Annotated in this window: 11 protein-coding genes; 2 read left to right on the top strand and 9 right to left on the bottom strand. The window is 49.7% G+C overall.

Annotation, left to right across the window (positions count from 1 at the left end):
- Positions 1-41 precede the first annotated feature (41 nt).
- The 9 genes from A4G20_04125 to A4G20_04165 form a co-directional block, all read right to left on the bottom strand.
- Positions 42-1673 (bottom strand): oligopeptide ABC transporter substrate-binding protein OppA, encoded by a 1632-nt coding sequence (locus A4G20_04125; protein ID QIW15572.1) that lies wholly within the window; start codon positions 1671-1673, stop codon positions 42-44.
- Between the two features lie 197 nt (positions 1674-1870).
- A complete protein-coding gene (locus A4G20_04130) occupies positions 1871-3088 on the bottom strand; it encodes a beta-ketoacyl-[acyl-carrier-protein] synthase I (protein ID QIW15573.1) in 1218 nt (405 codons plus the stop codon).
- A 145-nt stretch (positions 3089-3233) separates the two neighbouring features.
- A complete protein-coding gene (locus A4G20_04135; GenBank protein QIW15574.1) occupies positions 3234-5186 on the bottom strand; it encodes a hypothetical protein in 1953 nt (650 codons plus the stop codon).
- Positions 5187-5383: 197 nt separating this feature from the next.
- On the bottom strand, positions 5384-6424 hold the full coding sequence (locus A4G20_04140) for a TIGR01620 family protein (GenBank protein ID QIW15575.1): 1041 nt from the start codon (positions 6422-6424) through the stop codon (positions 5384-5386).
- Between the two features lie 10 nt (positions 6425-6434).
- Positions 6435-7058 (bottom strand): guanylate kinase, encoded by a 624-nt coding sequence (locus tag A4G20_04145; protein ID QIW15576.1) that lies wholly within the window; start codon positions 7056-7058, stop codon positions 6435-6437.
- Between the two features lie 41 nt (positions 7059-7099).
- Positions 7100-8599 carry a UDP-N-acetylmuramoyl-L-alanyl-D-glutamate--2,6-diaminopimelate ligase gene (locus A4G20_04150; protein ID QIW15577.1) on the bottom strand — a complete coding sequence of 500 codons (1500 nt, stop codon included), beginning with the start codon at positions 8597-8599 and terminating at the stop codon, positions 7100-7102.
- Positions 8600-8690: 91 nt separating this feature from the next.
- A complete protein-coding gene (locus tag A4G20_04155) occupies positions 8691-10664 on the bottom strand; it encodes a cell division protein FtsI (GenBank protein QIW15578.1) in 1974 nt (657 codons plus the stop codon).
- Positions 10664-10978 carry a cell division protein FtsL gene (locus A4G20_04160; protein QIW15579.1) on the bottom strand — a complete coding sequence of 105 codons (315 nt, stop codon included), beginning with the start codon at positions 10976-10978 and terminating at the stop codon, positions 10664-10666. Before A4G20_04160 ends, A4G20_04155 begins: the two co-directional genes overlap by 1 nt.
- Positions 10975-11913 carry a 16S rRNA (cytosine(1402)-N(4))-methyltransferase gene (locus A4G20_04165; GenBank protein ID QIW15580.1) on the bottom strand — a complete coding sequence of 313 codons (939 nt, stop codon included), beginning with the start codon at positions 11911-11913 and terminating at the stop codon, positions 10975-10977. The genes A4G20_04160 and A4G20_04165 overlap by 4 nt, the downstream gene beginning before the upstream one ends.
- Before the next feature lie 135 nt (positions 11914-12048).
- Here A4G20_04165 and A4G20_04170 point away from each other — a divergent pair, with 135 nt between their 5' ends.
- The gene (locus A4G20_04170) at positions 12049-12489 is read left to right on the top strand and encodes a DNA polymerase III subunit chi (protein ID QIW15581.1); all 441 of its coding nucleotides are present in this window, start codon (positions 12049-12051) and stop codon (positions 12487-12489) included.
- Between the two features lie 30 nt (positions 12490-12519).
- Positions 12520-12972: a hypothetical protein gene (locus A4G20_04175; protein QIW15582.1), complete on the top strand. Its 453-nt coding sequence runs from the start codon at positions 12520-12522 to the stop codon at positions 12970-12972.
- The last annotated feature ends 320 nt before the right edge of the window (positions 12973-13292 follow it).

The following is a 13292-nucleotide window of genomic DNA, read 5'->3' on the forward strand; positions in this document are numbered from 1 at the left end:
GAAACTTTGCAAGTTTTTGCAAAAACGGCCCCGCTTGTTTCTTATTGCTTAATGATATAGAGGTTGCGGATTAAGATGTCATCTCGTGGATCTTTACCTGAATACCCCTTCACAAAAGGCTTAACCAAACGTGGGTTCACATAGTTGTAGATAGGTAGCACGGCTGAATCTTTGGCCAGGATTTCCTCTGCCTTGGCATAGGCTGCCTCACGCACGTTCACATCATCGCTGTAGGAAGAGGCAATGGCCTCGTCATATTCCTTACTTGCGTAGTAAGCAGTGTTGTTGCTTGAGGTGGATAAGAAAGTATTGGCAAAGGTGGAAGCCTGGTTGTAGTCGCCTGTCCAGCCTGCACGGGCTAGCTCGTAGTTCTTGTTACGGCGGCTTTCAAGGTAGGTTTTCCATTCTTGGTTTTCCAATTTGACCTCAACCAAGCCACCTGTATTGGCCTTCCAGATAGAAGCGGCCGCAATGGCAATTTTCTTGTGGCTTTCATTGGTGTTGTAAAGCAGGCTGAATTTAAGCGGGTTAGACTTGCTAAAGCCAGCTTCTTGAAGGAGCTTGATAGCTTCTTCGTTACGGGCCTTTTGATCTAACTTGGCATAGTCAGGCTGTTGGATCTTGCCGCCCTCTTGAATGTAGTCTGGGGTGAAGACATAGGTTGGGGTTTGGCCTTGGCCAAGCACCTTGTCGGTAATGATGTTGCGGTCTAAGGCTAAGTTAAGGGCCTTACGCAAGCGTACATCATTAAATGGCGGTTTGGTGTGGTTAAATTCATAGAAGTAGGTGGCCAGGGTTCTGGCGGTGAACACCTCATCAGGGATTTCTGCCTTGAGTTTCGGGAACTGTTCAGGCGGAATGGCATAGTTGGTGATATGCACATCGTTGGCACGGTAACGAGAGACATCTGTGGTTGGATTAACAATGGCCAAGAAGGTGGCACGGTTGATCACAGTTTCCTTATCGTTCCAGTACATTGGGTTGCGTTCAAAGACAATTTTTTCATTGATCACATGCTGGGCCAGGGTATAGGCGCCATTGCCCACAAAACTTTCTTTCACCCAGGCATCGCCAAATTTTTCTAAGACATTTTTATTTAATGGCGAAAGAACAGGGTGGACGGTCAGGCTCACTGCATAAGGCATTGGGTTAGACAATTGCACCACAAAGGTGTGATCGTCAAGGGCTTTTACGCCTAGTTCTTCAGGCTTTTTCTTGCCTTCAATAATGTCTTGGGCATTTTCAACCTGGAGGTAGTTGAGGTAGCTGGCATAAGGAGAGGCGGTCATCGGGTTGGCTAGACGCTGCCAGGTGTAAACGAAATCGTGGGCGGTCACTGGCTCGCCATTAGACCATTTGGCATCCTTACGCAGGTGGAAGGTCCAGGTTTTGAAATCGGGCGTATTTTCCCAGCGTTCTGCCACGCCTGGCTCTGGATTGCCATCGCTGTCCTTGGTTACTAAGCCTTCAAAGAGCTGGAGAGTGATTTTGGCTTCAGGCGCCCCCTCTGCCTTGTGGGGGTCAAAACTTTGTGGCTCTGCACCATTGTTGATAATAACTTCTTGTTTTTCGGCCAAAACCGTGCCTTCTGGCACCTTGGCAGCAAAAGCAGAAAAGGACAAGCCTAAGGCAAGGCTGGCTGCAATCACAGACGGGGAAAAAATGGTTTTCATACAATTTCCTTAATAAATTTACTTCAACCGCTAATTAGTAACTGAAAAACGACCTTTTGTAAAGAGTTGTAACAAATCGGTTGCTAAAAGTATGAACTAGCTCTCATTATTGGCTCACAACCGCTTGTTTTTCATACACTTCAACCACATAAAAAATGGGAGCTAACCCTTTTGAATTAGCTCCCATTTTTGCTGGTTTAGGCCTGATATTTTTGGAAGACCAGGCAGGCATTTGTGCCGCCGAAACCAAAGCTGTTGGACATCACGGTGGTCAATTGCTTGTCTTGACGCTCGGTCACAATATTAAGCCCCTTGGCCTGCTCGTCCAGCTCTTCAATGTTGATGCTTGGGGCAATAAAATCATTGTCTAACATAAGCAGGGAATAAATGGCCTCATGCGCACCTGCCGCCCCGAGAGAGTGGCCTGTCATGGACTTGGTGGAAGAAATGGCCGGGCTTTTCTCGCCAAAGACATTCTTAATGGCGCCCAGTTCTTTGACATCGCCCACTGGGGTGGATGTACCGTGTACGTTGATATACTCCACCTCACCTTGAACGGTAGCCAAAGCCTGTTTCATACAACGCTCAGCACCTTCGCCACTTGGGGCCACCATATCATAACCATCTGAAGTGGCACCATAGCCCACGATTTCGGCATAGATTTTGGCACCACGAGCTAGGGCGTGTTCGAGTTCTTCAACCACCACAACCGCACCACCACCTGCAATCACGAAGCCATCACGGTTGGCATCATAGGCACGGCTGGCCTTGGTTGGGGTGTCGTTGTACTTGGTTGAAACGGCACCCATGGCATCAAATTCTGTGGCACATTCCCAAGAAAGCTCTTCTGCCCCGCCGGCAAAAACGATGTCTTGCTTGCCTAATTGGATAAGCTCCATAGCGTGTCCAATACAGTGGGCAGAGGTGGCACAGGCTGAACTGATGGAATAGTTTACCCCACGGATCTTATAAGGGGTGGCCAAGCAGGCTGACACGCTCGAGGCCATGGTTTTGGTTACGGCATAAGGGCCGATGGCTTTTACACCACGTGGGCCACGCACGGCATCACAGGCAATCAACTGGTTGTGGGCAGAACCTGTACCTGCGCCGATCACCAAGCCTGTGCGGTCGTTAGAAACCTGATCTTCGCTGAGTCCCGCATCTTCAATGGCTTCTTTCATAGAAAGGTAGGCATAGGCTGCGGCATCGCCCATAAAGCGGTAAACCTTACGGTCAATCAATTCCGCTGGGTTTAATTTAATGGTGCCGGCAATGTGGCTACGCATACCCATTTCAACAAACTCTGGCACTAATTCAATGCCTGATTTCCCCGCCTTGAGGGACTCAAGCACTTCTTCTTTGTTGTTACCAATACTGGAGATAACACCTAAACCTGTAATTACAACTCTTTTCATTCGGATTCCCTTTTAAGTGGAGATAAAAAAATCTTGGCTATTCTACACAATTTTGCCCCTGGGCTGAACCTTTGTACGCCAACAAGCGGCCTGATCCGAGCTGTTTTTTGCAAAAATTGTGTTTTTTCCAACCGCTTGTCACGGTCTATTTTGCCTCTTCTGGCAATTTATATAAGCGGTTTTGATATAAGTAAGAGCCTAAAAGCGCATGGGCCAGGGCCTCTTTTTTCAGGGCTTCTGGCACTTGGGCCTCAATCAAACTCTCCGTCTTTTTATCATAACGGTAGCCCTTGGCCACAACTTTAGGGGCTTGAATCACCACCTCTGTGCCCTTCATCATGGCCTGAACCTGATCATACTGCATAAAGGCACGATTGGGGTCGACAGGCTGGGTTAGGTCAAAGCCTATCATGGGGTAAGCCCCACTCACACCCGCCAAGGACAGCAAAGTGGTTGGCATATCAATCTGGCTGACCAAGCGGCTATCTCGCCGAGCTTCAATGCCCTGGCCCAGCAAGAGGGCGGGAATATGGAAGTGCTTAATCGGCACCAAGCTGGCCCCTGCCACACGGGAGTCGTGATCGGCTATAATCAGGAAAACCGTATCCTGCCAATAGTCGGCCTGCTTGGCCAGGCGGAAGAAGTGGCCCAGGGCATAATCGGCATATTTGGCCGCATTATTGCGGGTTTGTTTAGGTTCTTCATACAGCGTAATCTTACCATCAGGGAATTCAAATGGATCGTGGTTGCTGGAGCTAAAGACCAGGCTAAAGAAGGGCTTGCCCTCCTTATGGAGCTGGCTAAAGGTTTCATGAGCCTTGTCGAACAAGTCCTCATCGCTTACCCCCCAGGTGGCGGTAAATTTAGGGGATTTGTAGTCGCCTTGGTCAATAATTTGCTGGAAGCCGTTACCATAGAAAAAGCTGGCCATGTTGTCAAAATGCTTTTCCCCACCATAAATAAAGGAAGTGTGATAGCCCTGTTGAGAAAGCAGATGAGCCAGGGTAAAAAAGCCTGTTTGGCTGTTGTTGAGCTTGACCACCGCACGGGCAGGCGTTGGGGTGAAACCCGCTGTCACGGCCTCAATGCCCCGCACCGAACGGGTGCCTGTGGCATAAAGATTATCAAAGAGCCAGCCCTCTTGGGCGAGTTTATCAAATTCAGGCGAAAGCGGCTTGCCGCCTAAGCTGCCAACAAATTGGGCGCCAAAACTTTCTTCCAACACAATCACGATATTTTTGGGCTTGCCCTGGTAGCTGGCCTGGTTTTGGGTCAGGGTTGGTAAGTCTTGAGAGATATAGTCACTGTCAGGCCGGCCTCGGCTTTGTTTGACGATGCGGAGCATCTCCTCAACTGGCATCTTGCCGTACATTTGGGAAGACTTGCCCTCATCCTTAAACTGTTGGGCTGCATAGATGACCGAATAGCCCGAGTTAAGCACCAGGGAATTGACCAAGCCATCCGAGGAAAAGGCCACCATAGCCGGGTTAATGCCCCGATGTTGCAGGCTGGAGCGAGCGCCCACAAAGCTGACTGCAATCACAAGCAAGGCCACCACAGGCCGCCATTTCCAGCTCATGGGCCGTAAATCCTTGACCAGGCAAGCGGTGATTTTCCAGAAGAAAATTGCAAATCCTGCGGTAATGGCCAGGCTCAAAACCGAGGCCAACAAATGCCCTTCTATGAGCATGGAAAAGACTTCTTTAGGATAGATGAGGTATTCAATAAAGAGGCGGTTGGGGCGGAAATCGTAGGTTTCAATAAAGGCAGGGGTGGACAGCTCCATAAAAACAATAAAGGTGCTAGTGAGGGTAAACCAAACCCTTAAGAAGCCCAGCCAAGCCTTGCCCAAGGCATTTTTATGATAGAGCAAGACAGTTAAGAGGGCGGGCAAGCCCAAGAGGTAGCAAAGGGCCACAATATCAATGCGTAGGCCCTGTAAAAAGAGATCCAGCCAGCCATTTACGGCACTCACCCGCTCGGCCTGCCAAAGGGCCAGGCCCAGGCGTGAAAGGGTGAAAATGATGAGATTGATGAAAATAAATACAAAGAAGGGAAATAGCACGGGGCGACTTCTGTCCTTGGCTAAATTAGCCATGATGTCTCCTTAAAAATCATAAAAATAAATAAATGCGCTCTTTGGACAAGTGGCTTACAGAATAATTGCGGCAGGTTGGAAATATTTTTGTAAACTTTATTCTTATTTTACCGACAGCGACTGCATCGCAATCGGTTAAGCATAATTCAGGGGCTTTGCCCCTGTCTGTTCACAGAGGAGCAAAGCCCTTCAAACGCTTACCTCTCCACCTTCTCCTTCTCCGCCACCTTGCTAAAAACCTGCTCCTTGAGCGTGCCTAACAATTCTTGGCGGATAACCGACAGCTTCGGCCGTTCTTGGGCACTAAAGGCCACAGGGCGACAGAATTCCATGGCTTTAATACCAAGCCGTGCCGTCAGCAGGCCCACGCCAATGCCTTGAGCAGCCCGAATGGACAGGCGGGCAGTCAGGTTTTGAGAGAAAAAGTCCATGCCCACATCGCTGGCAATTTCAGTTGCTCCGGCAAAGGCCATATTGGTCAGCACCATCTTAAAGAGCTTGAGGCGGCTGAAATAACCTAGTTCCATGCCATATAAGCGACTGATTTTATTGACCAAGGCAATATTTCGCCAGGCCACCATAAGCACATCAACAATAGCCAGAGGGCTGACGGCCACGATAATGGCGTTTTCCGTAGCACTTTTACTAATCAGTTTCTTGACCTGCTTGTCCAGCGGTTTGAGCACATTCTCGCCAAAGAGGAAAAGCACCTCTTGGCCATTGTAGGCTTCATCCAGCTGCTTGTGCCATTGTTCCTGATAAACCGCTGGCAGGTTGTGCATATTGGCCAAGACATCCTTGCAAAATTGAGTGGCTTCAGCCCCGCTTGTGGAGGACTTATCATCCAGTAAGGCTTGGCTGCGGGCCTGTTCCTGCTGGTGCTTACGCAACTTGCGAAGCTTTCGCCATTCCGAACCCAGCACGCCCAGGCCTGCCAGGCTCATGCCAAAAAAGGCGATAGAGAAGGCAAAATAGATCCACTGCTTGGCCTGCCAGGTGTCAATCAGCCATTGAATGCTTTGGGCAAAGACGGCCACTCCAAACAAGACCATGGCCACCAAGAGTAGGCGGATCCAAAAGCGGGGCGGCTTGAGGCTTTCTTCAATAATCAGCTCGGCCTCTACCTCTCGTGGGCTTTCTTGCTCCAGCTCAATATGAGCCGCTTCATCAAATTCTTGTTTGGGCTGAAAGGCCTGCTGACTCTCTAGCTCCTGCGTGTCAAAAATACGTTTTTCCATAACAAGCGGCCTAGTTTTTCAATAAATTTGCAATTAATCCCTCAAAACGCACCGCTTGCGAGGCCTGCTTGAGGCGTTCAGCCGTTAAAATACTTTTGAGTTCATTCAATGCTGTTTGGAAATCATCATTAACAATCACATAGTCAAATTCATCATAGTGGCTCATTTCTGACACGGCCTCCGCCATACGCTTGGCGATGGTTTCAGCCGAATCCTGGCCACGGCCAATCAGGCGTTTTTCCAATTCCTCACGGCTGGGCGGGAGGATAAAGACGGTTTTGACATTATCCAATTTTGCCCGAATTTGCTGGGCGCCCTGCCAGTCGATATCCAAGAAGACATCAATGCCCTTTTCTAGGCTCTGTTCAATCATAGGCAGGGAGGTGCCGTAGTAGTTACCAAAGACCTCTGCCCATTCCAGAAAATGGCCCTTTTCAATCAGGGCTTCAAATTCGGTATGGTTGGTAAAATAGTAATGCACGCCGTTTTCCTCACCAGGGCGAGGGGCACGAGTGGTATGGGAGATGGATAATTGCACCTCTGTGCGAGGGAGATCCTTTAAAAGGGCGTTGATTAGGGAGGACTTGCCCGCCCCACTGGGGGCGGAGATGATATAGAGATTGCCTAAGTTCATAAATTCTTCCTCTTACTCGGGCTTGCCGCCCAAGGGTATGATTAACCTAAATATTTTTTGGCCACTTCCTGATCGGAAAAGTGGTACTTCTTGGTGCCGATGATTTGGTAGTCTTCATGGCCCTTGCCGGCGATAAGGATTACGTCTTTGGCCTGGGCTTGCTTAATGGCCTCTTCAATGGCATATTCTCGGATATGAACGACTTTCACAGCCTCTGGTTTTGCAAAGCCGGCCAGAATGTCGGCCATAATGGCGGAAGGTTCTTCGGTGCGGGGGTTGTCGTCTGTGGCAATCACCTTGTCCGCCAGTTTTTCTGCCACTTGAGCCATTAGTGGGCGTTTGCCCCGATCTCGGTCGCCACCACAACCGAAGATACACCAAAGCTCGCCTTCACAGTGTAGGCGGGCAGCCTCAAGAGCCTTTTCAAGGGCATCTGGCGTGTGGGCATAATCAACAATCACCATGGGTTTATCATCAGCTGTAATGCATTCCATTCGGCCACAAACCCCACTTAAAAGCGGTGCGGTTTCGACCAATTTTTGCAAATCTACGCCTAAGGCCAAAAGGCCTGCAAGGGCAGTTAAAAGGTTGCTCACATTGAAAGCCCCGATTAAACGGCTCTTTAACTCGCCCTTGCCCCAGCTGGAATCAAAGGCTATGGTTGCCCCTTGCAGGGTAAATTTAACCTCTGTGGCCTTGAGCCATTTTTCGTTGGTCGGCTCATAGTCAGGTTTGGTGCTAACCGCAATCGCATTTGGCAGCTGGGATAGCCACTGGTGGCCAGTTTCATCATCTGCGTTAATCACCTGAGCCTTAGCTTTTAGCTCACTAAAGAGACGGAACTTAGCCTGGGCGTATTCTTCCATGGTCTTGTGATAGTCCAGGTGATCACGGCTGAGGTTGGTAAAGATGGCCACATCAAAGTCCAAGGCCTCGGCCCGGTATTGGGCCAGGCCGTGAGAGGAGACCTCCATGGCACAGAAGTCCGCCCCCTGCTCAACAAAGGAGGCCAGATTAGCCTGGATTTCAACCGCAGAACCTGTGGTATTAACCGCCTCAGTCACCTGGCCATATAAGCCATTACCAATAGTGCCCATTACGGCTGATTTACCGCCCAAGAGATTATGCCACTGGGCCAAGAGCTGGGCAGTGGTGGTTTTGCCGTTGGTGCCGGTAATGCCGACTAACGTGAGTTTTTCGGCAGGCTGGCCGTAAAACAATCCTGCCAGTTCAGAAAGGATTTGATGTAAATGAGGAACAGAGGCCACAATAGGAGCGTTTGGATCTAAATTATATTTTTCATAGCCCGCTAGAAATTCGGCTTCAACCTGGCCCTCATCTGCTTCTGCTAAAATCAGGCTGGCGCCTTGTTCAAGGGCCTTGGGAATAAAGGTTCGGCCATCGACATTGTGGCCCTTGAGCGCAATAAAGACATCGCCTTTTTCAACGGCACGGCTGTCTAGGGTCATCTTGTTAAGAGCTGGGAGTTTTTGCCAGCTCCAGACGGCAAGTTCGGGAAGGAGGGGGAGTAAACGGTTCATGGTAACCTCTTGTATTTCATGTAGGGGCGAATCACATTCGCCCTGATAATAAGAGAGGGCGAATGTGATTCGCCCCTACAATAACAGGGAATTATTCAACCCCTAAATTATCAGGCTTGATGTTTTTGGCCTTGAGGGTATAGCCCATAATGCTGGAAAAAAGCGGGGCGGAAACCGCACCACCATAGTAGTTGCCAGCAGTTGGTTCGTTGATGAGCACCACTAAGGCAAAGCGTGGATCGCTAGCAGGGGCCAGGCCTGCAGTGTAGGCAATGTATTTTTCTACATATTTGCCCTTTTCTAACTTTCGTGCCGTACCCGTTTTAATGGCCACACGGTAACCATCCACAGCCGCCCGATGGCCGCCCTCGCCCTTGTGGGCCACGGTTTCCATCATCTGCACCACATCCTTGGTAATTTTTTCAGGCAAAACTCGCTCACCAATCACAGGTGGATCAACCTTGGTAATGGAAAGCGGGCGGTAGATCCCGAAGCTGCCGATGGTGGCATAGGCCCGCGCCAGTTGCAGCGGGGTCACATTCAAACCGTAGCCATAGGCTAGGGTTGCACGTTCAATTTCCGACCAACGTTTGCGATCACCATTGGAGCCTCGCTGCTCACCCAGGCCCAGGCCCGTATCCTTGCCGAAGCCCACCTTGCTGTAGGTATCGACCAAGGCGGTATGTGGCATTCTAAGAGCCAAACGGCTAACCCCGATGTTACTGGATTTCTGCAAGATCCCTGTTAGGCTCAAGCTCTCACGAGGGGCTACGTCCTTGATGGTGTGGCCATTGACGGTAAAAGGCCGGGTGTTGATAACCTCATCTCGGTAGGTAACGCCATTTTGCAGGGCAGTTAGCACCACAAGGGGCTTAACGGTGGAACCTGGCTCAAAAGTATCGGTAATGGCACGATTACGGGCCAGTTCCGCCTTAAAATCCTTACGGTTATTGGGGTTGAATGAAGGGGCGTTGGCCATGGCCAGAATTTCGCCCGTTTGCACATCCACCAAAACCGCCGTGCCTGATTCGGCCTTATTATCCACCACAGCTTTTTTGATTTCACGGTAAACCATGGATTGCAATTCTTCGTCAATACTAAGCAGAACATCTTGCGGATCGTATTGTTTTTCATCCCGCACATTTTCAATCACATTGCCACGGGCATCCTTACGAATTACCTGTTTGCCTGACTTGCCCACCAAGAGGGAGTCAAAGCTACGCTCCAAGCCCTCTGTCCCCTTTTTGCCATCAGTATCGGTAAAGCCCACCAGCTGGGAAACCTCCTCCGCCATAGGGTAAAAACGGCGTGGCTCAGCCCGCAGAACCAGGCCATAAATATTGAGGGCTTTGGCATAATCAGCGATGGTTTCTGACTCGTGGCGGGAGATATACATAAAGCGTTGCTTGGCCGCCTTATAGAGATTGTTCATCAGATCGCTGTGCTTAAGCTCCACACTCTTGGCCAGGGCTTTCATCTTCTCCTGCTCCTGCTCGTGGGCCTGTTGTTCCAGCAAGAGAAACTCGGAACTCGGATTATTTCGCACCTTGGTGATTAAATCCTGATAATCTAAGCCTGTGATTTGAGCTAATTGGGTCCAGTAGCCCTCGGTCTTGCTGTTAAGGCTATCCCGTGGATCGTATTTTTTCTCCTTGTCCTTCAAGAAGTTACTCACATTTTTCTCAATTTTACTGGCCGAACTGCCCATAGCCATGGCCAATTTACGCCAGCGTTCCTTATTGCGGCGAACCTGGGCATCGAAATACTCTTTGGGGTCAATGGTAATCGAATACATAGGCACACTAACCGCCAGCACCCGCCCATCACGATCTAGGATCTTACCCCGTGTAAAGGGCACTTCCTTGGTTCGCAGGGAACGGTTATTGGCCTCACCAATCAAACGGTCAGAGTCCACCAGTTGGATATAAGCGGCCATGCCCACCAAGCCGGCCACCATCACAAATAAGAGGGCATAAACCAGCCCAAAACGCCAGGGGATAAAGCTCTTAACGGGTTTATCATCCTGGGATGCGGTGCGTTTTTTTACTTTTTTTGCAGATACCATTATTCTTCCAAAATCACTTCTTGTTCTTTACTAATTGGTGCCAGGCCAAACTTTTTCGACACGGCTTCTACTCGGGTCTTTTCACTCTTGGAATTTTCCTCCAGCTGCAAATGAACATACTGGTTTTGCAGCTTCTGGATAACATAGGTCAGCTTGCCCTGCTCGGCCGTCAAAAGACGGGTTTGATGGGTCACCCAAATGGTGCCTAAAGCCGTGATAATCACAGCAAGCAGCAGGATCAGAGCCACCTTATTATGGGCAAAGAGATCATCTAAGATGACCTGTCTTAGGGGGAATTTTTCGTTAGACATTATCTTTTCTCCGCTAAACGTAAGACCGCAGATCGAGAGCGTGGGTTGGCGGCAATTTCGGCCTCACTGGGCATAATGGCCTTGCCAATGGCTTTAAGGGGAATATTCTTGGTCAGTTCACTCTCTAAAATCGGCAGGCCCTTTGGCACGCTCTCGCCCTTGGAGTGCTTTTTAATGAACTGCTTGACCATTCGGTCTTCCAATGAATGGAAACTAATAATAGACAAACGCCCTTGAGGAGCCAGCACGCTCAGGGCTGAATTGAGAGCCTTTTCCAGCTCGTCTAATTCGCTGTTGATGAAAATCCGAATGGCCTGAAAGGAGCGGGTGGCCGGGTGCTTGTGCTTATCCTTAAAGGGCACGGCTTGGGCAATGATTTCAGCCAGTTGCAGGGTGCGGGAAATCTTCTCACTTGCAGATTTATTGTAAGAAACGACCGCTTGTGCAATTCGTTTGGCAAAGCGTTCCTCACCAAACTCCTTGAGCACCCAGGCCAAATCCTCCACTGAAACCTGAGCCAGCCAGTCGGCTGCCGACAGGCCCTTGGTGGTGTCCATCCGCATATCCAACGGCCCATCCCGCATAAAGCTAAAGCCCCGCTCGGCCTCGTCTAATTGAGGTGAAGATACGCCCAGATCCAGCAAAATACCGTCAATTTTTCCCATTAAACCTTCTTCTTCACAAATTTCAGGCAGGGCGGAAAAGGCTGAATGGAAAATTTGAAAACGGGGATCGGTAATGGTCTTGGCCTCGGCAATGGCACGAGGGTCGCGGTCGGTAGCAAGCAAACGCCCCTCTGGCCCCAGTTGGCTTAAGATCAAACGTGAGTGCCCGCCCCGCCCGAAGGTGCCATCAATATAGGTGCCGTTGGGCTTGAGATTCAGCCCCTCAACGGCTTCATGAAGGAGGACGGTAATATGTGCAGGTGGGGTTGTCATGGCCTTGCCTTTAAAGAGTAATAATAGCCGTAAATTCTAGCGATTTAGCCCTGCTACATCAAGCGGTTTTATTGTACATTTATCCTCTTTTGGGCTAAAATCTTCTGCTTTAAGTTTTGGGAAAAAGGGAAAGTAGTGAAGCAGGCACAATTCTATATCTTACAGGCTGAACAAGCGGGTGAATTAAGTACCGCTGAAGCACTTGCCTGCGATTTAGCCGCTCAACTTTGGCGGGCCAACAAGCGGGTGCTGATTGTCTGCGAGAACGAAGCACAAGCCCTCACGATTGATGAAGCCCTCTGGGCTAGAGATCCCGATTCCTTTGTGCCCCATAACCTTTCAGGCGAAACCACTACCTTTGCCACCCCGATTGAAATCTCTTGGGCTGGAAAACGTAACGCCCAAAGGCGGGATGTGCTGATTAACCTGCAAAATCAGTTGCCTGATTTTATTAGCAGTTTTAACCAGATTATTGACTTTGTGCCGACAGAAGAAGTCCAGAAGGCCGCCGCACGGGAACGCTATAAGCAGCTCCGCCAATTAGGCTGGCAACTGGCCACCCAACAAGCGGCTTAAAATCGGCAAATTTTTACAAAAAGAGGATATATGAAACTGGCTCAAGCCCTAATGGAACGAGCAGACGCCCAACGCAAGCTAGCCCAACTGGCCCACCGCCTGCAACAAAACGCCAAATATCAAGAAGGCGAGCTGCCCGCAGAAGATCCAGAGGCCCTGCTAACCGAATATCGGGCCACCGCAGACAGCCTTGAAAAACTGGTGGTGCAAATCAACCAGGCCAACCAACAAATCCGCCTGGCCAATGGGCTAAGTATGCTGGAAGCCCTGGCCAAACGGGACAGGCTCAAAGAAGAACACGCTACCCTGCTGGCCTTGGCCGACAGTGCCCTGCCTGAACAGGCACGTTATAGCCGCAGCGAAATAAAAATGGTCGCCGCCGTGGACATCAAGGCCCTTCGCAAGCAAGCAGATTTGGTTGCCAAGCAGCACCGAGAACTGGATTTGCTGGTGCAAGAGGCGAATTGGCTCTTTGAGCTATAAGATTTAGGTATTTTATTCAGAGGCGAACACAAAATCTCAACCTAGGGGACGAAGAGCCGTCATTCCGACACAGCTTCCGCTCCGTACAAGTGATTGAGAACCGTTTATAAAGCACATATTACGACCAAGTGTTGATCTGAATAAAATGGGTGGGATGGGGGATATAAGCGGTAAAATTTACTGCAATTTTTGCAAAAGGTGTGATTATGACCAAAGAAGAAATCATTAAACAACAATCAATGCTACAAGCCTTATGGAAAGCATTTATTGCTGAAAAGCAGAAAACAGAAGTGCTGACTTTTGGGAAACAAGATGGGCGA

Source organism: Pasteurellaceae bacterium RH1A, from assembly GCA_012221805.1.
Classification (GTDB): domain Bacteria; phylum Pseudomonadota; class Gammaproteobacteria; order Enterobacterales; family Pasteurellaceae; genus RH1A.